Source organism: Blastococcus sp. PRF04-17 (assembly GCF_023016265.1).
GTDB lineage: Bacteria > Actinomycetota > Actinomycetes > Mycobacteriales > Geodermatophilaceae > Blastococcus_B.
The window spans coordinates 549,463-568,745 of sequence record NZ_CP095412.1 but is presented as its reverse complement, the minus strand read 5'-3'; the positions used below and the strand labels follow the sequence as shown (position 1 = coordinate 568,745).

Sequence of the window (19,283 nt, the reverse complement as noted above, 5' to 3'; positions counted from 1 at the left end):
GCTGGTCCGACTGCCCCATCGGGTCAGCACTCTGGCCGATGAGCTAGGCATCGTGCATAGTTCTGGCCATGACGGGACGACGCTCGCTGGACGCCCTCGACGTCGCCCTGCTGCGGGCGCTGCGCGAGAACCCCCGCGCCGGCGCGCTGGAGCTCTCGCGCATCACCGGCGTGGCCCGCGCCACCGTGTCGGCGCGGCTGCAGCGACTCGAGGACGACGGCGTGGTCACCGGCTACGGGCCGGACGTCGACGTGGCCGCCGCCGGCTTCGGCGTCCAGGCGTTCGTGACCCTGGAGATCGCGCAGGGCGCACTCGAGGACGTGCAGCGGGACCTGGAGGCCATCCCCGGCCTGCTCGAGGCGCACGCCACCACCGGCAGCGGCGACGTGCTCTGCCGGGTGGCGGCCAGTTCGCACGAGGGCCTGCAGCAGGTCCTCGTCGACCTGAACCGCTCGTCGGCCATCGTGCGGTCGACCAGCGTCGTCGCCCTCTCGCAGCTCGTCCCGTGGCGCACGCTGCCCCTGCTGGAGTCCGAGGCCGAGCCCGGCGCCGGTCGCTCGGGGATGACCCGAAGCTAGAGCAGGTCGGCCAGCAGCGCCGCCGCACGAGCGGCCCCGTCGGTCTCGACCGGGCGGTAGGCGATCTCCCGGGTGAGCTCCTTGGCGACGATCTCGGCCAGCGCGTCGGGGTCGAGGGCGTCCTCGTAGCGCAGGCATCGGCCCGCGCCGTACCGGTCGAGGCGGTGCCGCACGTGGAAGTTCTGCTCGAAGTGGTTGCGCAGCGGCACGTAGACGAACGGCTTGCGCAGGGCGGTCAGCTCCATGCACGTCGTCAGGCCGCCCTGCACGACGGCGAGGTCGCAGGCCGCCAGGTGCCGGTACAGGTCGGGCAGGTAGCCGGTCACCTGCACGCCGGAGGTCACCGGCAGGGACGCCGGATCGATCCGCGGCCCGGTCACGAAGAGGAACCGCAGCTCCGGCACGAGGTTCCGCACCCGCGGGACGGCGTCCAGCACCCGCCGCAGCAGCGAGCCGCCCACACCCGAGCCGCCGACGGTGACCAGGCAGAGCTTCTCGTCGGCACCGATGCCCAGGCCGTCGCGCAGGTCGTCGGCGTCCTGCAGCGCGGCCGGGTCGAAGCCGGTGACGTAGCCGGCGAAGTCGAAGTTGGCCGCCGTCCAGTCGCGGATCCGCGGCAGGCTCGGGCCGAAGTCGTCGTCGACGACGTCGTCCGGGCTGCCGACGAAGACGGAGCGGTCCCGGACCCGGCGGAACCGGGCGCGCTGCTCGAGCATCTCCGCGTTGTAGTCGGCGGTCAGCGCGGCCTCGGCGGCGCCGCCCTCGGGCATGGGCAGCCAGCCGACGAAGTCGGTCATCCAGGCGAAGGAGAACCTCTTGAGCTCCGGGTTCTCGTGCAGGAAGTAGTCGACGTCCCAGGCCTCGTCGCCGATCACCAGGTCGTAGTGCTCGGCCGAGACGACGTCGGAGAACACCATGAAGTTGTTGACCAGGATCTCGTCCATCCGCCGGATGGCACCGAAGGCGTGCAGGTCGTGCTCGCCGGACTCGTGCTCGATGTGCCCGGACTCGTTCGCCAGCCAGCCCGATGCCGGGTGGATCCGCTCCCCGCGGTCGGCGAGCACGTGCGTGACCGGGTGCTGCGCCAGCCAGTCGATCCGCAGGTCGGGGTGGTGGACGCGCAGCTCGGCGGCGATCGCGGCGTCCCGCTGGGCGTGGCCCAGCCCGATCGGCGAGGAGAGGTAGAGCGCCCGCTTCGGCCGACGGGCCGCCCGCGTCCACGCCGTCCGCTCGACCCGGGGGCACACCCGGTCGACGAACTCCCGGATCAGGTGGTTGATCCGGACGGGGTCGCGGGCGTGCGGGCCGTGGCCGCCGCCCTCGAGCAGGACGAGCGAGCCCCCCGTCGACTCGGCCAGCCGCTCGCCGATCGCGTGCGGCCGGATGCGGTCGTCGGTGCCGTGCACGACGGTGACCGGGCACCGGACCCGCGCGCAGAGCGGCTCGATCGGCAGGCAGACGGCGCCGTCGCACCCGATCCGCCCGGCCGTGGTGTCGACGAGGGTCTGCGGCGCGATCTCCCGGCCCCAGCCGATGCAGTCCTCGATCTGCTTGGTCGAGTGCGGCTCGCTGAACATCCGGCCGAAGAAGAACGCCAGGAAGCCGTCGTAGTCGTCCTCGAGCCAGAAGTACCGGTTGTAGCGGGCCCAGCCGTCGCGCACCTCGTGCCGGGTGCCCCAGGCGTACTGCTCCCGTTCGGGCTGGGCCACCGGGAAGCCGCACGCCGGTGCGATCGCGAACAGGCCGAGCACCCGCTCGGGAGAGCCGGCGGCGACGTGCACCGACCACGACCCGCCGCACGAGAGCGAGATCAGGACGGCCGCCTCCGTGCCCGTCGCGTCCAGCACCGCGACGGTGTCCTTCGCGTACTCCTCGTCGGTGTAGGCGGCCGCCCCGGCCGGCCGGTCCGACCGGCCGCTCCCCCGCCCGTCGAAGGTCACCACGCGGTAGTGCCGGGCGAGGTGGCCCACCTGAGCCTTCCAGTGCCGCGAGGGGATGATCGACCAGGTCGGCATGAGCAGGACCGTCGGCGAGTGGTCCTGCCCGAACACCTCGTAGGCCAGCCGGACGCCGTCGCGCTCCACGACGCCCTGGACGTCGGGGTCCCGCGCCCGGCTCGGTGCCCGCCGCACGCCGGCATTGTGCTCCGCCGGGCCGGGCCCCGAGGCAGTCTGCGGCGCGGTCACGGCCGGTCACCTGGGCCGGGTGTGTGCGCGCACTGCGCATTCCGGCGCCCGGAATGCCCACGGAGCGCACACCGTCGCCCGCCCGGCGTGGTCACGGCCGGGCTTCGAGGACGTTGTTGAACGGGGTGCCGGTCACCGCGCGGAAGCGGCGGAAGCCGGCCGTGCTCGCCACGTCGCGGATGCGCGCCGGTCCGGCCTGGGTGCCCAGCGCCAGCCCGACGTCCTGGGAGAGCGAAGCCGGCGTGCACAGCAGGGTCGAGAAGCCGTAGTAGGCCCGGCCCACCGGGTTGAGGTTGTCCTCGACGCGGTCGCCGGCCATCGGCTCGACGATCATCCAGGTGCCGTCGTCGGCCAGCGTCCGGCGCACGTGCCGGGCCGCGCCGACCGGGTCGCCCATGTCGTGCAGGCAGTCGAACATCGTGACGAGGTCGTAGCCGCCGCCGGTGAACTCGCTCGCCGGCGCCACCTCGAACCGGACGCGGTCGCCCACGCCGGCCTGCTCGGCCCGCTGGCGCGCGACGGCGATCGAGCCCTCGTGGTAGTCGGAGCCGACGAACGTCGACCGCGGGAACGACCGGGCCATGAGGATGGTCGAGGCACCGTGACCGCAGCCGACGTCGGCGACCGCGGCCCCGCGCTCGAGCTTCTCCACGACGCCGTCCAGGGCCGGCAGCCATTCGCCGATCAGGTGCGCGTTGTACATGGTGCGGAAGAACCGCTCGCAGCCGACGTGGACGTCGCCGTTGTGCGCGTGCCATCCGATCCCGTCGCCGGTGCGCGCGGCGCCGAGCACGGCCGCGGCGTCGCGCACCGTGCCGTGCGCGATCTGGAAGAAGCCGGGGAGGTAGGCGGGGCTGGTCTCGTCGGTGAGGGCGGCGGCCTGCTCGGGGGGCAGCGTGTACCGGCGGGTCTCCGGGTCGTAGTCGACGTAGCCGCCGGCGGCCTGCGCGTTCAGCCACTCCCGGGCGTAGGGCTCGCCGGTCGCCGTCCGCTCGGCGAGCTCGGACGGCGTCACCGGGCTGCCGTCGGCCATCGTGCGGTAGTAGCCCAGCGCGTCGCCCATGACGACGAGCGCGGTGTTGAGCGACGCGCCGACCTCGTCGACGGCCTTGAAGACGAAGCCCATCAGCTTCTCGGGGTCGATCGGGCGGGTGGGGATCTCGGTGGTGGTCATGGTTGCGTCCTCGGAGGTGGGGTTCTGGGTGTCCTCGACCCTGGTTCCGCGGCCCGCGTCGTCGCATCAGGGCACCCCCCTGGGCGCTCCCTAGACTCGGCCGATGCTGGTCGGTCGCGATCGCGAGCGATCCCTGATCCAGGGCCTGCTGTCGGGCGCCCGGGTCGGCCAGAGCGGTGTCCTGGTCCTCACCGGCGACGCGGGCATCGGCAAGAGCGCCCTGCTCGAGGACGCCGCCGCATCCGCGACCGGCATGCGCGTGCTGCGGGCGACGGGCACGGAGGCCGAGACCGAGGTGCCCTTCGGCGCGCTGCTGCAGCTGCTCCGGCCGGCGCTGGTCCACCTCGACCGCCTCCCGCCGCCGCAGGCCGACGCGCTGGCCGCCGCCCTGGCGCTGCGTCCGGGCACCGGGAGCGACCGGTTCGCCGTCGGCGCGGCGACGCTGGGCCTGCTCAGCCGGTTCGCGGAGGACCAGCCGCTCGCCGTCCTGGTGGACGACGCGCACCTGCTCGACGAGCCCTCGGCGCAGGCGCTGGTGTTCGCTGCCCGCCGGCTGACCGCCGACCCGGTGGCGCTGCTCGCCGCGGTCCGCGACGGGCACCCCTCGGTCCTGACGGGCGCCGGGCTTCCGATGCTGCGCCTCGAGGGCCTCACCCCGGCCGACGCGGGACGGCTGATCACCTTCACAGGACGGCGGCTCGGGAGCCCGGGCGTCGCGCGGCTGCACGAGGCGACGGGAGGCAACCCGCTGGCCCTGCTCGAGCTGGCCGACGACGCCCCGCTGGTGGAGGAGCTGCCGCCCGGCGCGCCGGTTCCCGTGCCCGCCCGGCTGGTCCGTGCGTTCGCCCGTCGGGCCGACCGGCTCTCGGACCCGGCCCGGACGGCGCTCGTGGTGGCGGCCGCGGGCGGTGCCGATGTCGCGATGATCGCCCGGGCCTGCGGTCTGCTCGGTGTCGACGTGGCGGCGCTCGACGAGGCGGAGGCCGCCGACCTGCTCCGCGTCGGCGCCGGGCTCGTGACCTTCCGCCACAACCTGGTGCGCTCGGCCGTGTGGGCGGAGGCGCCGCCGGCGCTCCGCCGCGACGTGCACCGCGCGCTGGCCCGGGCGCTGCCCGTGGACGACGTCGACCGCCGGGCGTGGCACCTCGCCGAGTCGGCGCTGGGGCCGGACGAGCAGACCGCCGGCCTGCTCGACGCGGCGGCGGTCCGCGCCCGGGACCGCGGCGCGCACGCGGTGGCGGCCACGGGGTTCGAGCGCGCCGCCCGCCTGACCCCGGATCCGGCCGATGCGGTCCACCGCCTGGTGTCGGCGGCGGAGTCCGCCTGGCGGGCCGGCGTCCCCGGCCAGGCCACCGCACTGCTCACGCGTGCCGGCGAGCTGCCGCAGCCACCGGCGCTGCGGGTGCGGGCCACGGGGCTGCGCGGCACGATCGCCGCCCGCACGGGCTCGGTGGAGAGCGCCCGCGACGACCTCGTGGCCGCGGCGGCCGAGAGCGCCGACGCCGATCCCGACGCGGCGATCCTGTGGCTGGCCGATGCGATCCTCGCCTGCTTCTTCCTCGCCGACACGGCCACGGTCGCCTCGGCCGCCGACCGCATCGACTCCCTCGTCGACCGGGCGGGTACGGAGTCCGCGCGGTGGGCGGCCGCCGTGGCCGGTGGCGTCGCCGGCGTCCTGACCGGTCACGGCGGGCCCGAGCGGATCCGCCGAGCCGTCCGGCTGCTGGAGTCCGACGGGCCGCTGCTCCGCGACCCGCGGCTGGCCCCCTGGCTGGTGCTCGGGGTGCTGTTCCTGCGCGAGCGCGGCACCGGTCGCGACGTCGTCGCGACCGTCGTGGACGACGTCCGGCGGCGCAGCGACCTCGGCGGCCTGCCCTTCCTGCTCTTCCTCGTCGCGCGCGACCGGGCGACCGGCGACCGGTGGGACCTCGCCGAGGCCGACTACACCGAGGGCATCCAGCTGGCCAGGGAGACCGGCTCGACCTCCGACCTCGCCGCGTGCCTGGCCGGGCTCGCCTGGCTGGAGGCCAGGCAGGGGCGGGAGGACGCGTGCCGGGCGCACGCGGGTGAGGCCCTGGAGCTCTGCGCGCCGCGGCACCTCGCCACCTTCCAGGTGTGGTCCCTGTCCGCACTCGGGAGCCTGGAGCTCGGGCTCGGCCGGCCGGAGCCCGCCCTGGTGCACCTCGAGCAGCTGGGCGCCCTCCTGCGCGAGCGCGGACTGGTCGACGTCGATCTCGACCCCGCACCCGAACTGGCCGAGGCGCGCAGCCGCCTCGGCCGGATGGACGAGGCCCGCGCCGAGGCGGCCCGGTACGCCTCCCGGGCGGCGGCCAAGGGGCAGCCGTGGGCGCAGGCACGGGCAGCCCGGACGCTGGGGATCACCTGCGAGGAACCGGAGCTGGACGAGATGTTCGCCCGGGCGCTCGACCACCACGCGCGGACGCCGGACGCCTTCGAGCTGGCGCGCACGCAGCTCGCGTACGGCGCGAGGCTGCGGCGTGCCCGGCGCCGGGTCGACGCCCGGGTGCAGCTACGGGCGGCGCTGGCCACCTTCGACGCGCTGGGCGCCGTCCCGTGGGCCGACCAGGCGGCGAGCGAGCTGCGCGCCACCGGAGAGACCGCCCACCGGCGGCGCGCCGACGCGCTGCGCGAGCTGACGCCGCAGGAGCTCCAGATCGCCACGATGCTGGCCGGCGGCCGGACGACCCGGGAGGCGGCAGCCGCCCTCTTCCTCAGCCCCAAGACCGTGGAGTACCACCTCCGGCACGTCTACCTCAAGCTCGGCGTCTCCTCGCGCGCCGAACTGGCGGACCGGCTGCCCGGGGGCTGAGCACGGCACGGCCCCGGCGCGGGGGTTTGACGGCCACGCCGGGGCCGGTCGCCCGGGCAATGCCCGGCCTCAGCATGCTGAAACCGATCCCGCAGTGCCGACTGCCGGAAGTTTGGCGGGCGGAGCGCAACCCTGGTGTCCCCGGGGCTCCGCCCGACGACAGCATGAGCGAGCCCCGCCTGGCTCGCAACTTGTCGTCTAGAACGTCTTTCGCCGTCGCCGTCCGAGCCCGCGGCATGGTCGCGCGCTGCGAGGCGGTCACCTCCGAGGAAGAGGGACGACGAACCCCGGCACGTGGACCTTCACGTCCAGCCGCAGCAGGTGCATCCGCCGGCGCCCGGCGCGGCGAAGAGAGGTCGGTGTTCCTACTCTTCCTCGCCGTGCCGGGGCTGCTCGTCGTCGTCCTCGGTTACGCCGTCGGGCACGGGCTGTGGTCGGCGATAGCCGGCCCCGGCGGCGCCGAACCCGCGGGCTGGACGACCGGCCTGCTGCTGCTCGCGATCGTCACCTGGTCGGCCGTACGACGGCTCAGGGCCGGAGGTAGGCCTTGATCGCGCGCCGCTCGTCCATCGCGCGGTAGCCCTCGGCCACCTCGGCCAGCGGCAGGTCGAGGTCGAACACCCGCCCGGGATCGATCTCCCCGCGCAGGGTCGCGTCGATCAGGTCGGGCAGGAACCGGCGGACCGGCGCCGGGCCGCCGTGCAGCCGCACCATCGTCGAGAACAGCCGCCCGCCGGGGATCGACACCCCGTGGGGGACGCCGACGAAGCCCACTCCCCCGCCGGCCCGGGTCGACTTGATGGCCTGGCTCATCGCCTCGTCGGTGCCGACGCACTCCAGGACGGCGTCCGCGCCCACCCCGTCGGTCAGATCGCGGATCCGCGCGACCGCCTCGTCGCCGCGCTCGGCCACGACGTCGGTGGCGCCGAACTCGGTCGCCAGCTTCTGCCGCGGCTCGTGCCGGCTCATCGCGATAATCCGCTCGGCGCCCATCTGCCGGGCCGACAGCACGCCGAGCAGGCCCACGGCGCCGTCCCCGACGACGGCGACGGTCATGCCGGGCTGCACGCCGGCGGCGACCGCGGCGAACCAGCCGGTGCCCATGACGTCGGACAGCGTGAGCAGGCTCGGCAGGAGCTCCGCGTCGGGCTGGTCGGGCAGCGCCACGAGGGTGCCGTCGGCGTGCGGGACGCGCAGCAGCTCGGCCTGGGCGCCGGTCATGCCGACGCGGTGCGCGCAGGCGCTCTGGTAGCCGCCCGGCAGTGCGCGCACGTGTTGTCGGAGGCGATGAACGAGCCGATGACGAACTGGCCGGGCCGGACCGAGGTGACGCCGGCGCCGACCTCCTCGACCACCCCGCAGTACTCGTGCCCGATCGGCGCCGGCTCGGTGACCTCGTTGATACCGCGGTAGGGCCACAGGTCCGAACCGCAGACGCAGGTGGCCGACAGCCGGATGACCGCGTCGGTGGGGTCGGCGACCTCCGGGTCGGGCAACTGCTCGATCCGGACGTCTCCAGGGGCGTGCAGGACGGCTCCGCGCACGGTGCGGCTTCCTCTCGGGTGGCTTGTCCGGTGACCGGGGGCACCGGCCACGACGACCCGGTCCGGGTCGGTCCCGATGGGTGTATCCCGATCCGGCCGCTCCTACCGCACCCCGCCGGTCGCCGTCGACGCCGACCGGCACGTCGGCGAGGATGCCGATCACCCCGCGGCGCGAGGCCGCGGCCCGACCGGACCGACCGCACCTGGGAGGCATGGCATGAGATTCGTGGGCATCCGGCGGAACGGCGGACCCGTGGAGGTGGCATCGCTCTCCGACGACGGCACGCAGGTGGCCGTGGTCGCCGGCCTCGAGGAGTTCTGGGCCGACGCGGCCGGGCACCTGGCCCGCGCCCCCTCCGGCGGGGTCCACCCGGTCGGGGACGTCGAGTTCGTGCCACCGGTGCTGCCGGGTGCCCGGGTCATCTGCATCGGCCTGAACTACCTCGCCCACGTAGCGGAGGGCTCCTACGCGACGGAGGGCGTGCCGCCGCACCCGACCCTGTTCGCCCGCTGGACGCAGTCCCTGACCGTGCACGGCGCGGAGGTGCCGGTTCCCTCGAACGAGGACGGCATCGACTGGGAGGGCGAGATCGTGGCCTACGTCGGCCGCCCACTGGTGGACGCCACCCCCGACGAGGCACTGGCTGCCGTCGTCGGCTACTCGTGCTTCAACGACCTCACCGCGCGACGGGCCCAGAAGCTCACCAGCCAGTGGATCCTGGGCAAGAACGGGGACAACTCCGGCCCGCTGGGGCCCATGGTCCCGGCGTCGCAGGTGGGCGACCTCCGAGAAGGCCTCCGGGTGCGCACCCGCGTCAACGGCGAGACTGTCCAGGACGGCCGCACCGACCAGATGGTCTACACCGTCGGCGACACCCTCTCGCTCATCTCCCACACGTTCACGCTGCGCCCCGGTGATCTCCTCGCCACCGGCACACCGTCCGGTGTCGGATACGGGCGGACGCCGCCCTGGCTGCTCCAGCCCGGCGACGTGGTCGAGGTGGAGGTCGAGCGCATCGGCACCCTGCGCAACAGGATCGTCGGCAACGACGCCCGGAGACCGGTGTGACCGGGGCGGCCGGATCGAGGACCGCGTGAAGGTCGCTCTCTTCGCCACCTGCCTGGTCGACACGATGGTGCCGCAGGTGGCGACGGCGACCGCCGTGTTGCTCGAGCGGCTCGGCCACGACGTCGTCGTCCCGCCCGGGCAGTCCTGCTGCGGCCAGATGCATGTCAACACCGGCTACCGCCGCGAGGCGGTGCCGATCGTCGCCAACCACGTGCGCGCCTTCGCCGGGGCCCTGTCTTCTGGTGTCGAGGCGATCGTCGCGCCGTCCGGCTCGTGCGTGGCCTCGATCCACCACCAGCAGGCGATGGTCGCCCGCCGTGCCGGCGACCACGCGCTCGCCGACGACGCGGCGGCACTCGCCGACCGGACGTACGAGCTGTCCCAGTTCCTGGTCGACGTCCTCGGCGTGACCGACGTCGGCGCGTACTACCCGCACCGCGTGACCTACCACCCCACCTGCCACTCGCTGCGCATGCTCCGGGTCGGCGACCGGCCGCTGCAGCTGCTGCGGGCGGTGCGGGGCCTCGACCTGGTGGAGCTCCCGGCCGCCGACCAGTGCTGCGGCTTCGGCGGCACGTTCGCGGTGAAGAACGCGGAGACGTCGACCGCGATGCTCACCGACAAGATGGCCAACGTGCTGTCCACGCACGCGGAGGTGTGCACGGCCGGCGACGCGTCCTGCCTGATGCACATCGGCGGCGGCCTGTCGCGGCTGCGCGCCGGTACGCGGACGGTGCACCTGGCCGAGATCCTGGCGTCGACCGAGGAAGCCGTCACGCCGCGGCAGTCGACCTCCCCGGCGGTCCCCCGATGACCCCGTTACAGCTTTCGGTACAGAAAGCTGCGCCGCCCCGGGCAGCTTTCGGTACAGAAAGCGGGAGCTGGCGGTGAGCGCCGTCGACCTGGGGATGCCGTCGCTGCCTCATGCGCCCCGGGGGGTGGGCCACCTGCGCGGCGACCGCTCGTTCCCCGACGCCGCGCGCGAGTCCCTGCGGGACGGCCAGCTGCGGGCAAATCTCGGCCACGCGACCTCGACCATCCGCGCCAAGCGCAAGGCCGTCGTCGACGAGGTGCCCGACTGGGCGGAGCTCCGCGAGGCCGGGCGGGCGATCAAGGCCGCCACCATGGCCCGGCTCGACGAGCACCTCGTCGCCCTCGAGGAGCAGGTCACCGCCCGCGGCGGCACCGTGCACTGGGCCCGCGACGCCGAGGAGGCCAACGAGATCGTCATCCGGCTCGTGCAGGCGACCGGCACCGACGAGGTGGTCAAGGTCAAGTCGATGGCCACCCAGGAGATCGGCCTCAACGAGGCGCTCGAAGCGGCCGGCATCGCCGCGCACGAGACCGACCTCGCCGAGCTCATCGTCCAGCTCGGCGAGGACACGCCGAGCCACATCCTCGTCCCGGCCATCCACAAGAACCGGGCCGAGATCCGCGAGATCTTCCTGCGGACGATGCCGCAGTTCCAGGAGCAGGGCGTCGACGCCGACCTCACCGACGAGCCGCGCCGGCTGGCCATGGCCGCGCGAGCCCATCTGCGCGAGCGGTTCCTCCGCGCCCGGGTCGCCATCAGCGGCGCCAACTTCGCCGTCGCCGAGACCGGCACCCTCGCCGTCGTCGAGTCGGAGGGCAACGGGCGGATGTGCCTCACCCTTCCGCGGACACTCATCACGGTCATGGGCATCGAGAAGGTGGTGCCGACCTGGCGCGACCTCGAGGTGTTCCTCCAGCTGCTCCCCCGCAGCTCCACCGGCGAGCGGATGAACCCGTACACGTCGCTGTGGGCCGGCGTGACGCCCGGCGACGGGCCGCAGGAGTTCCACCTGGTCCTGGTGGACAACGGGCGGACGGCGGTGCTCGCCGACGAGGTGGGCCGCGCGGCGCTGCACTGCATCCGCTGCTCGGCCTGCCTCAACGTCTGCCCCGTGTACGAGCGCGCCGGTGGGCACGCCTACGGCTCGGTCTATCCGGGCCCCATCGGCGCCGTCCTCTCCCCGCAGCTGACCGGGGTCGAGGACAACGCCTCGCTGCCCTACGCGAGCAGCCTGTGCGGTGCCTGCTACGACGTCTGCCCGGTGGCCATCGACATCCCGTCGATCCTGGTGCACCTGCGCGCCGAGCACGTCGAGGCGCAGGAGCGGACCACGCCCGAGGCCGTCGCGTTCCGGGCGCTGGCCAAGGCCATGTCCACCCCACGCCTCTGGCGGCTCGCGCAGCGAGCGGCCGGCCTGGGTCGGCTCCTGTCCCGCGGGAAGCCGACCCTGCCCGCCGCGCTGCCGCCGCCGGCGTCGAAGTGGACGCGCACCCGCGACCTGCCGACCCCGCCGCGCGAGACGTTCACGCAGCAGTGGGTCCGGGAGCGCGGCCGATGAGCGCCCGCGAGGAGATCCTCGGCCGGATCCGGACGGCGCTCGGCGAGCACCGCGCCCCCGTGCCGGACATCGTGCGCGGCTACCGCACCGCCGACGGGCGGCCGACCACCGAGCTCCTCGACGTGCTCGTCGACCGGCTGGAGGACTACAAGGCGACGGTCGTGCGCTGTCTGGCGGACGAGGTGGCCGGCACGGTCGCCACCGCGCTGCAGGCGGCGCTCGGGGCCCACTCGCACGGTGACGTGGTCGTCGCCCCGGGCCTGCCCGCTGAGTGGCGGCCGGACGGCGCGGTCGAGGACGACGGCCGCCCGGCCGTGGCACTGGCCGAGCACGCGGCCACGGTCACCGGCGTCACCGTGGCGGTCGCCGACACCGGCACCCTCGTGCTCGACGGCAGCCCGCGCTGCGGCCGCCGTGCCCTGTCGCTGCTGCCCGACTGCCTGGTCTGCGTGGTGACCTCGGACCAGGTCGTCGGCGGCGTACCGGAGGGTCTCGCGCGGCTCGATCCGCGCGCCCCGCTGACGCTGATCAGCGGTCCGTCGGCCACCAGCGACATCGAGCTGCAGCGCGTCGAGGGCGTGCACGGCCCCCGCACGCTGGTCGTCGTCCTGGTCACCTGACGCTTGGTGTACCAATCGTCGGTACGCTGACGGCATGACGACGACTTCCGAGCTCGACGCTGTCGACGCTCTGGCGCTCGACCAGCAGGTCTGCTTCGCGCTGTCGGTGGCGGCTCGCAACGTCGTCGCCGTCTACCGGCCGTTCCTCGAGCCGATGGGCCTGACGCACCCTCAGTACCTCGTCATGCTCGCCCTCTGGGAACAGGGGCCACTGTCGGTCACGCGGCTCAGCCGCCTGCTCCAGCTCGATCCGGGCACTCTGTCCCCGCTGGTCAAGCGGCTGGAGGCGGCCGGCTACGTGCGCCGGGGCCGGGATCCGCGTGACGAGCGGGCGCTGTCGATCGAGCTGACCACCGCCGGCCGCGCCCTGCGCAGCCGCGCCGAGCAGATCCCGCCCGGCATCGTCGGCAAACTGGGCATGGACCTGGACGAGCTGAAGGCGCTCCACACCTCGCTGACGCGGGTGATCGCGGCGTCCCAGCGCGCGCTCGGCGAGCAGGATGCGACCTGATTCACCGGCATCGATGACCCGATAGTTTGCACGCCAAGTATCGTGGTTGCCGTGCCCACGAAGGAGCTGCCGGACGTGACCGAGACCCCCGCGCCGAAGCTGCGCCGTCCCGGCCCCGTTCGCTGGTTCTGGTACGCCCTGGGCGGCCGGCTCCCCGCCCGGTTCAGCCCGTGGGTCCTGCACGACACCACCACGCGCACCTGGGGGCTGCGTCACGTACTGCGCTCCTTCGTGCAGCTCGCCGTGCCGATCGGCCTGGTGCTGCTGCTCGTCCCCGGCGAGTTCTGGATCCGTGGCATGGCCGCGCTCGGTGGGGTCTTCCTCGCCCTGTTCTTCTCCCTGGCCTACATGCCGGAGACGACCGAGAACCGGATCGTGCGCGCCGGCTACCCGGCCGGGACGGCGACAGCTACCCGCGAGCGGCTCGCGATGGCCCGGGCCGAGCAGGAGAGCGAGCGCCGGCGGGCAGCCGCCGCCCGCCGGGCCGAGCGCTACCGGGCCCGCCAGGGTCGCTGACGGCGGTACGCACTACCGTCCGGGCATGGACGACGACGTCCGCGCCGTCCTGGCCGCCGAGGACCTCCGGTACGACGCTTTGCTGGGACCCGACCTGGCCACGCTGGACCGGCTGTTCGACGACCGGCTCAGCTACGCCCACTCCAGCGGCGTCCGGGACACCAAGGCCGAGTACCTCGCCAAGATCGAGCGCGGCTACTACGTCTACCACCGGCTCGACCATCCGGTGGAGCGCGTGGACGTCGTCGGCGACACCGCCGTCGTGGTCGGCCGGATGACCGCGGACCTGCTGGTCGACGGAACGGCGAAGACGATCGACAACCTGGCGCTGGCCGTGTGGGCGAGGCCGGACGGCGACTGGCGCCTGCTCGCCTACGCCTCCACCCCCCTGCCCCGCACCTGACCTCCTTCCCCGACGGGCGGCGGCACGGGATGCTGGCGGTCCACGCCGCCTGCCGCCGGGACGGTGCGACATGCCAGAGGTCTCCTCCCGTCGGTTCCTCATGGCGGTCATCGACGGCGGCGGCACCCTGCCGCCCGCGCTGGGCCTGGCCCGGGAGCTGGTCCGGCGCGGCCACCACGTCGACGTCCTCGCCGACCCCACCGGGGAGACGTCGGCGCGATCGGCCGGGTGCGGCTTCCTGCCCTGGCGCACCGCGCCGTCCTTCTCCTCGGTCGCCGAGCAGACCGCGCTGATCCGCGAGTTGGAGCGCGGACATCCGGGGCGGCAGCTCGCCGCGGCCCGCGACCGGCTCTTCATCGGCCCCGCCGCCGCCTACGCCGACGACGTCGTCGCCGCGGTGGCGGACCGGCACCCGGACGCCCTGCTCCTGGAGGGCGCAGTACCGGGGATCCTCATCGGGGGCATCGCCAGCGGGCTGCCGACGGCCGCCCTCATGCCGAACATCTACCTGCCCCCGACCCGCGGGATGCCGGTGTTCGGCACCGGGTGGCTGCCGGGCGCGGGGCCGCTGGGCCGGGCCCGCGACGCGATGGCCCTCACCGTCCTGCGATCGCTGGCCCGCCGGCTCGGGCGCGCCCTGGAACCGGCGCTGCGCGCCCACGGCCAGCAACCCGTCGACGACATGTTCGGGCTGCTGGACCGGTGCACCGAGGTCCTGGTGATGACCAGCCCCTCGTTCGACTTCAGCTCACCGCACATCCCGGGCAACGTGCACTTCGTCGGCCCACAGCTGGACGACCCGGACTGGGCCGCATCCGACGACTGGCGGCCGGACGGCGACGGCCCGCTGGTCCTGGTCGCCGCCAGCTCGGTGTTCCAGGACCAGGCCGATCTGCTGCGCCGGGCCTCCGCGGCGCTCGGCCGGCTGCCGGTGCGGGGGCTGGTCACCACGGGACGCGCGGTCGATCCGGCCGCCGTCCCCGCCCCGGCCAACGTGCGGGTCGTGCGCGCCGCACCCCACGGCGCCGTGCTCCGCGAGACCGCCGTGGTGGTCACGCACGCCGGCCACGGCACCGTCCTCAAGACCCTGGCCGCCGGCGTGCCACTCGTGTGCATGCCGATGGGCCGCGACCAGAAGGACAACACCGTGCGCGTGCTCCGCCTCGGTGCCGGGGTCCGGGTGCCGAAGTCGGCGCCGCCGGTCCGCATCGCCGCCGCGGTGCGACGACTGCTCGACGACCCCGCCCCCGCCCGTGCCGCCCGGCAGTTCGCCGACACCCTGGCGAAGGAGCGAGACACCCGGCCGAGCGCCGCCGACCGCGCCGAGGGGCTGCTGTCCGGCTGACCGCCTACACGTCGACCCCGCCGCCGCCCGGACGCAGCGCGCCGTAGCAGCGCGCGAGGTCGGCGAGCTGGTGATGGGCGTTGAGCCCGCTGGGGTTCGGCACCACCCACGTCACCGCTCCGCCGATCCGCTCGGGCTGCCGGCCCGGCGTCGCCCGCGGCCGGCCGAACGCCGTCCGCCAGGCGGTGACGCCGAGGACGGCGAGCACCCGCGGGCGGTACTCCGCCACCAGGTCCGCCAGCGCCGCCCCGCCCTCCCGCAGCTCGTCCGGAGTCAGCTCGGCTGCGGCGCGGGTCGGCCGGTCGGCGAGGTTCGTGACGCCGAGCCCGTAGCGCAGCAGCTCGCGGTCCTCGTCCGGCGTCAGCAGCCGCGGCGTGAGCCCCGCGAGATGCAGCGCCGGCCAGAACCGGTTGCCCGGCCGCGCGAAGTGGTGCCCGCGGGCGGCCGACATCAGGGACGGGTTGATCCCGCAGAACAGCACGTCCAGGTCCGGGGCGACGACGTCGGGCAGGGGCTTGTCGCGCACTAACCCACCGGCCGGGCGCGCAGTCCGGTGAACGCGACGGCCACCACCGTGTCGGCCAGCGCGTCGGGGGTCAGCCCGCCGTCGGGCCGGTACCACTCGGTCAGCGAGTTGACGGTGCCGAACAGGAGCCGGCCGATGACCGCCGGGTCGACGTCCGGGCGGACGTCGCCCTGCTCCTCGGCGGCCCGGACCAGCCCGGTGACCACGCGGTCGAACTCGCGCCGCCGGTCCAGGGCGCGCCGCTCCACCTCCGAGTTGCCGCGCAGCCGCAGCAGCAGCGTCACGAACGGCAGCTCGGCGGCGAGCACGCGGATCGACCCGCGCACGACGTGCTCGAGCCGGTCGATCGCCGGGCCGGTGGTCGCCGCCGGCTCCTCGGTGACGGCGAACAGCGCGTCCAGCGCCCGATCGAGTGCCAGCCGGAGCAGCTCTCCCTTGCTCGGCACGTGGTGGTAGATCGCCGACTTGGTGACGCCGAGCCGCGCGGCGACCTCCTCCATGCTGGTCGCCTCGTAGCCGCGCTCGTCGAACACGGCCACCGCGACGGCGAGCAGCGAGTCCAGCGAGTGCCCGGGACGTCCGCGCCGGCTCGTCGTCGCGGTCATGCACACCCCCTGGACGCTTGCCTGGAGCCCGTGGCCTGCGTCACACTATTCCTGACCGTTCGGTCAGTAAATAGCCCGAGGGGGACGGATGGCGGCACCACCGCTCGAGCGAGCGGCCCCCGACGAGGGGACGCTGCAGGCCCTCTTCGACGCCACGATCGCCGCCGGCCACCGCATCGAGCCCCGCGACTGGATGCCCGACGGCTACCGGAGGACGCTGATCCGCCAGGTCGCCCAGCACGCGCACTCGGAGATCATCGGCATGCAGCCCGAGGGCGACTGGCTGCTCGCCGCCCCCAGCCTGCGGCGCAAGGCGATCCTGCTGGCCAAGGTGCAGGACGAGGCCGGCCACGGCATGTACCTCTACGCCGCCGCCGAGACGCTCGGTGCCGACCGGGCCGACCTCACCGACAAGCTCATCGAGCGCAAGCAGAAGTACAGCTCCATCTTCAACTACCCGACGCTGAGCTACGCCGACGTCGGGGTGATCGGCTGGCTGGTCGACGGAGCGGCGATCTGCAACCAGGTGCCGCTGTGCCGCTCCTCCTACGGCCCCTACGCCCGGGCGATGATCCGCATCTGCAAGGAGGAGTCCTTCCACCAGCGGCAGGGTTACGAGCTGCTGCTCACGATGATGGGCGGCACCGACGCCCAGCGGGCGATGGTCCAGGACGCCGTCGACCGCTGGTGGTGGCCCTCGCTGATGATGTTCGGCCCCCCGGACGACGACAGCCCGAACTCGGCGCAGTCGATGGCGTGGGGCATCAAGCGGCACAGCAACGACGAGCTGCGCCAGCGGTTCGTCGACATGACGGTGCCGCAGGCCGAGGTCCTCGGCGTGACGCTGCCCGACCCCGACCTCACCTACGACGAGACCTCGGGCCACTGGCGGTTCGGCGCGATCGACTGGGCGGAGTTCAAGCGGGTCATCAGCGGCGGCGGCCCCATGAACGACGTCCGGATCACCCGCCGTCGTGCCGCCCGCGACGACAACGCCTGGGTGACCGAGGCGGCGATGGCCTATGCGGAGAAGCACGCCGATGTCTGACCTCACCGCCGAAGGCGGCCACGGCGCCGTCCCCACCGGGCCGGAGGTCCCGGTGACCTCCAGCCCCGGGACCGTGAAGCACGACTGGCCGCTCTACGAGGTGTTCGTCCGCGGCAAGCGCGGGCTCAACCACGTGCACGTCGGCTCGCTGCACGCCCCGGACGACGAGATGGCCGTCTACGCCGCCCGCGACCTGTACACCCGCCGCAACGAGGGCGTGAGCATCTGGGTGGTCAAGGCGGCCGACATCACGGCGTCGAGCCCCGACGAGAAGGACCCGCTGTTCGCCCCCAGTGGCGACAAGGTCTACCGCCACCCGACGTTCTACGACCTCCCCGACGACGTCCCCCACATCTGAAGGACCCCCGTGCCCCCACCACTCGCACGCTCGCGGCGGGCCCCTGCACGGGGGCCGATGCCCGAGCACTCCGTGCCCGGAAGAGAGGTTCGCATGGTCCATGAAGAGACGGTCTACGACGCGCTGACCGACACCCATGGGGGCGAGGGCCGGTGGGCGTTCGGCACGGGCTTCGACGACCCGCTGGCCGGCGTCGACACCACCGTCCCGGCCGGGATCGACCCCGAAGACCTCGGCACCTACTGCCTGATGCTCGGCGACGACGCCCTGGTGCTCGCCCAGCGGCTGACCCAGTGGATCACCGCGGCGCCCGAGCTCGAGGAGGAGGTGGCGATCGCCAACATCGCCCTCGACCTGCTCGGCCAGGCGAGGCTGCTGCTCGCCCGCGCCGGTTCGGTGGGAGTGCTGGGCCGGTCGCGGTCGCTCGCGGGCGCCTCGATCCCCGACGAGGACGCGCTGGCCTACTTCCGCGACCCCGACGAGTTCCGCTGCACGCCGCTGGTGGAGGCGGCCAACGGCGACTTCGCCCGCACGATGGTCCGGCTGCTGGTCGCCTCGGCCGCCCGCCTGGCGGTGTTCGAGCGGCTGCGCGGCTCCCGCGATCCGGTGCTCGGCGCCATCGCCGCGAAGGGCGTGCACGAGCTGACCTACCACCGCGACCACGCCGCCCGCTGGGTGCTGCGGCTGGGTGACGGGACCCAGCAGTCCGCCCGCCGCGCCCAGGACGGCGCCGACGCGGTGTGGCCGCTGCTCGCGGAGCTGTTCACACCGACCGACGTCGAGCTGCGCCTTGCCCGGCAGGGAGTCGCGGTCGACCCGTCGACCACCCGCGACGACGTGCGGGCGGTGCTGGCCCTCGTCCTGGAGCGGGCCACGCTGCGCCTTCCGCCCTGGCCCGCCGACGCGCCGCCCCGCGGCCGCGCCGGCCAGCACGGCCCCGAGCTGACCGGCGTCCTCGCCGAGCTGCAGGGACTGGCCCGCGAGCACCCGGCGGCCACGTGGTGACCCTGACGAAGCTCGACGCCCGCGCCGTCGCCGCGCGGGTGACCGATCCGGAGCTGCCGACGGTCACCCTCGCCGATCTCGGCGTGCTGCGCGACGTGCGCACCGAGCGCGACGGCACCGTGGTCGTCGAGATCACCCCCACCTACAGCGGCTGCCCCGCCATGGGCGTCATGCGCGCCGACCTGCTGCACGCCCTGCACCGGGCCGGCTTCCCGTCGGTGGAGGTCCGCACCGTCCTCTCCCCCGCCTGGAGCACCGACTGGATCACCCCGGAGGGCCGCCGCAAGCTCGCCGAGGGCGGCATCGCGCCGCCCGGGCGGCTCCGGTCCGGGGGCCCGGCCCGGTACCGCTGGAGCTGGGGCCGTCCCGGCGCACGGCGGACTGCCCGCTCTGCGGCTCGCCCGACACCGAGGAGCTCAGCGAGTTCGGCTCGACCGCGTGCAAGGCACTGCGCCGCTGCCGGTCGTGTCGCGAGCCGTTCGAGCACCTGAAGGAGCTGTAGGTGGCGCGACAGGGAGGGAGCATCGCAGCGAGCGCCAGCGAGCGAAGAGCGGAAGGACCGCGGAGCGGCACGGAGGGCAGGGCCGCACCGG

Annotated in this window: 21 protein-coding genes and 1 pseudogene; 16 read left to right on the top strand and 6 right to left on the bottom strand. The window is 74.3% G+C overall.

Annotated elements, in window-relative coordinates; all coding sequences use genetic code 11:
- The first annotated feature begins 68 nt into the window (after positions 1–68).
- Complete coding sequence (locus MVA48_RS02865; RefSeq protein ID WP_246985598.1) at positions 69–578, top strand: Lrp/AsnC family transcriptional regulator; 510 nt, start codon at positions 69–71, stop codon at positions 576–578.
- Here MVA48_RS02865 and MVA48_RS02860 read toward each other — a convergent pair.
- Both MVA48_RS02860 and MVA48_RS02855 read right to left on the bottom strand, forming a co-directional pair.
- Entirely contained in the window at positions 575–2,710 is a 2,136-nt protein-coding gene (locus MVA48_RS02860; RefSeq protein ID WP_246985596.1) for an alpha/beta hydrolase, read from the bottom strand. The genes MVA48_RS02865 and MVA48_RS02860 overlap by 4 nt on opposite strands.
- A 145-nt stretch (positions 2,711–2,855) precedes the next feature.
- Complete coding sequence (locus tag MVA48_RS02855; protein WP_246985594.1) at positions 2,856–3,938, bottom strand: class I SAM-dependent methyltransferase; 1,083 nt, start codon at positions 3,936–3,938, stop codon at positions 2,856–2,858.
- Positions 3,939–4,041: 103 nt separating this feature from the next.
- On the opposite strand from MVA48_RS02855, the gene MVA48_RS02850 reads away from it, so the two are divergent.
- A complete protein-coding gene (locus MVA48_RS02850) occupies positions 4,042–6,768 on the top strand; it encodes an AAA family ATPase (RefSeq protein WP_246985587.1) in 2,727 nt (908 codons plus the stop codon).
- A 359-nt stretch (positions 6,769–7,127) separates the two neighbouring features.
- Positions 7,128–7,319: a hypothetical protein gene (locus tag MVA48_RS02845; RefSeq protein WP_246985585.1), complete on the top strand. Its 192-nt coding sequence runs from the start codon at positions 7,128–7,130 to the stop codon at positions 7,317–7,319.
- Here the strand turns inward: MVA48_RS02845 and MVA48_RS02840 are convergent.
- Both MVA48_RS02840 and MVA48_RS02835 read right to left on the bottom strand, forming a co-directional pair.
- The gene (locus MVA48_RS02840; protein ID WP_246985576.1) at positions 7,297–8,040 is read right to left on the bottom strand and encodes a zinc-binding dehydrogenase; all 744 of its coding nucleotides are present in this window, start codon (positions 8,038–8,040) and stop codon (positions 7,297–7,299) included. The genes MVA48_RS02845 and MVA48_RS02840 overlap by 23 nt on opposite strands.
- Positions 7,986–8,312: an alcohol dehydrogenase catalytic domain-containing protein gene (locus MVA48_RS02835; protein ID WP_246985574.1), complete on the bottom strand. Its 327-nt coding sequence runs from the start codon at positions 8,310–8,312 to the stop codon at positions 7,986–7,988. The genes MVA48_RS02840 and MVA48_RS02835 overlap by 55 nt, the downstream gene beginning before the upstream one ends.
- Before the next feature lie 217 nt (positions 8,313–8,529).
- Here MVA48_RS02835 and MVA48_RS02830 point away from each other — a divergent pair, with 217 nt between their 5' ends.
- From MVA48_RS02830 to MVA48_RS02795, 8 genes are all read left to right on the top strand, one after another.
- Positions 8,530–9,381: a fumarylacetoacetate hydrolase family protein gene (locus tag MVA48_RS02830; protein ID WP_246985572.1), complete on the top strand. Its 852-nt coding sequence runs from the start codon at positions 8,530–8,532 to the stop codon at positions 9,379–9,381.
- Positions 9,382–9,406: 25 nt separating this feature from the next.
- A complete protein-coding gene (locus MVA48_RS02825; RefSeq protein ID WP_246985570.1) occupies positions 9,407–10,195 on the top strand; it encodes a (Fe-S)-binding protein in 789 nt (262 codons plus the stop codon).
- A gap of 73 nt (positions 10,196–10,268) precedes the next feature.
- Positions 10,269–11,753 carry a LutB/LldF family L-lactate oxidation iron-sulfur protein gene (locus tag MVA48_RS02820; RefSeq protein ID WP_246985568.1) on the top strand — a complete coding sequence of 495 codons (1,485 nt, stop codon included), beginning with the start codon at positions 10,269–10,271 and terminating at the stop codon, positions 11,751–11,753.
- Positions 11,750–12,373, top strand: a complete 624-nt coding sequence (locus MVA48_RS02815; RefSeq protein WP_246985566.1) for a LutC/YkgG family protein — start codon at positions 11,750–11,752, stop codon at positions 12,371–12,373. The genes MVA48_RS02820 and MVA48_RS02815 overlap by 4 nt, the downstream gene beginning before the upstream one ends.
- 34 nt (positions 12,374–12,407) lie before the next feature.
- A complete protein-coding gene (locus MVA48_RS02810) occupies positions 12,408–12,884 on the top strand; it encodes a MarR family winged helix-turn-helix transcriptional regulator (RefSeq protein WP_246985557.1) in 477 nt (158 codons plus the stop codon).
- Between the two features lie 51 nt (positions 12,885–12,935).
- Positions 12,936–13,400: a DUF5313 family protein gene (locus tag MVA48_RS02805; protein WP_246985555.1), complete on the top strand. Its 465-nt coding sequence runs from the start codon at positions 12,936–12,938 to the stop codon at positions 13,398–13,400.
- A gap of 25 nt (positions 13,401–13,425) precedes the next feature.
- The gene (locus MVA48_RS02800; protein WP_246985553.1) at positions 13,426–13,803 is read left to right on the top strand and encodes a nuclear transport factor 2 family protein; all 378 of its coding nucleotides are present in this window, start codon (positions 13,426–13,428) and stop codon (positions 13,801–13,803) included.
- Positions 13,804–13,873: 70 nt separating this feature from the next.
- On the top strand, positions 13,874–15,148 hold the full coding sequence (locus tag MVA48_RS02795; protein WP_246985551.1) for a nucleotide disphospho-sugar-binding domain-containing protein: 1,275 nt from the start codon (positions 13,874–13,876) through the stop codon (positions 15,146–15,148).
- A 4-nt stretch (positions 15,149–15,152) separates the two neighbouring features.
- Here MVA48_RS02795 and mug read toward each other — a convergent pair whose 3' ends face one another.
- Both mug and MVA48_RS02785 read right to left on the bottom strand, forming a co-directional pair.
- Positions 15,153–15,674, bottom strand: a complete 522-nt coding sequence (mug, locus tag MVA48_RS02790) for a G/U mismatch-specific DNA glycosylase (RefSeq protein WP_246985549.1) — start codon at positions 15,672–15,674, stop codon at positions 15,153–15,155.
- Entirely contained in the window at positions 15,674–16,279 is a 606-nt protein-coding gene (locus tag MVA48_RS02785) for a TetR/AcrR family transcriptional regulator (protein WP_246985547.1), read from the bottom strand. The genes mug and MVA48_RS02785 overlap by 1 nt, the downstream gene beginning before the upstream one ends.
- 88 nt (positions 16,280–16,367) lie before the next feature.
- On the opposite strand from MVA48_RS02785, the gene paaA reads away from it, so the two are divergent.
- From paaA to MVA48_RS24450, 5 genes and pseudogenes are all read left to right on the top strand, one after another.
- Positions 16,368–17,327 (top strand): 1,2-phenylacetyl-CoA epoxidase subunit PaaA, encoded by a 960-nt coding sequence (gene paaA / locus MVA48_RS02780; protein ID WP_246985545.1) that lies wholly within the window; start codon positions 16,368–16,370, stop codon positions 17,325–17,327.
- Positions 17,320–17,685, top strand: coding sequence for a 1,2-phenylacetyl-CoA epoxidase subunit PaaB (gene paaB / locus MVA48_RS02775; protein ID WP_371821186.1), 366 nt, complete (start codon positions 17,320–17,322; stop codon positions 17,683–17,685). Before paaA ends, paaB begins: the two co-directional genes overlap by 8 nt.
- Positions 17,686–17,778: 93 nt before the next feature.
- Positions 17,779–18,690, top strand: a complete 912-nt coding sequence (gene paaC, locus MVA48_RS02770; protein ID WP_246985543.1) for a 1,2-phenylacetyl-CoA epoxidase subunit PaaC — start codon at positions 17,779–17,781, stop codon at positions 18,688–18,690.
- Positions 18,684–18,983: pseudogene (locus MVA48_RS24455) on the top strand (iron-sulfur cluster assembly protein); the annotation flags it as partial. The gene paaC and the pseudogene MVA48_RS24455, both read left to right, overlap by 7 nt.
- Positions 18,938–19,192 carry a PaaD-like zinc ribbon domain-containing protein gene (locus tag MVA48_RS24450; protein ID WP_441300210.1) on the top strand — a complete coding sequence of 85 codons (255 nt, stop codon included), beginning with the start codon at positions 18,938–18,940 and terminating at the stop codon, positions 19,190–19,192. The pseudogene MVA48_RS24455 and the gene MVA48_RS24450, both read left to right, overlap by 46 nt.
- Positions 19,193–19,283: the final 91 nt, after the last annotated feature.

Coding starts and splice junctions, on each gene's coding strand:
- MVA48_RS02795 (WP_246985551.1), top strand. CDS start 13,874: ATGCCAGAGGTCTCCTCCCGTCGGTTCCTCATGGCGGTCATCGACGGC.
- MVA48_RS02785 (WP_246985547.1), bottom strand. CDS start 16,279: ATGACCGCGACGACGAGCCGGCGCGGACGTCCCGGGCACTCGCTGGAC.
- MVA48_RS02815 (WP_246985566.1), top strand. CDS start 11,750: ATGAGCGCCCGCGAGGAGATCCTCGGCCGGATCCGGACGGCGCTCGGC.
- MVA48_RS02865 (WP_246985598.1), top strand. CDS start 69: ATGACGGGACGACGCTCGCTGGACGCCCTCGACGTCGCCCTGCTGCGG.
- paaC (WP_246985543.1), top strand. CDS start 17,779: ATGGTCCATGAAGAGACGGTCTACGACGCGCTGACCGACACCCATGGG.
- MVA48_RS02850 (WP_246985587.1), top strand. CDS start 4,042: ATGCTGGTCGGTCGCGATCGCGAGCGATCCCTGATCCAGGGCCTGCTG.
- MVA48_RS02830 (WP_246985572.1), top strand. CDS start 8,530: ATGAGATTCGTGGGCATCCGGCGGAACGGCGGACCCGTGGAGGTGGCA.
- MVA48_RS02855 (WP_246985594.1), bottom strand. CDS start 3,938: ATGACCACCACCGAGATCCCCACCCGCCCGATCGACCCCGAGAAGCTG.
- paaA (WP_246985545.1), top strand. CDS start 16,368: ATGGCGGCACCACCGCTCGAGCGAGCGGCCCCCGACGAGGGGACGCTG.
- MVA48_RS02800 (WP_246985553.1), top strand. CDS start 13,426: ATGGACGACGACGTCCGCGCCGTCCTGGCCGCCGAGGACCTCCGGTAC.
- paaB (WP_371821186.1), top strand. CDS start 17,320: ATGTCTGACCTCACCGCCGAAGGCGGCCACGGCGCCGTCCCCACCGGG.
- MVA48_RS02810 (WP_246985557.1), top strand. CDS start 12,408: ATGACGACGACTTCCGAGCTCGACGCTGTCGACGCTCTGGCGCTCGAC.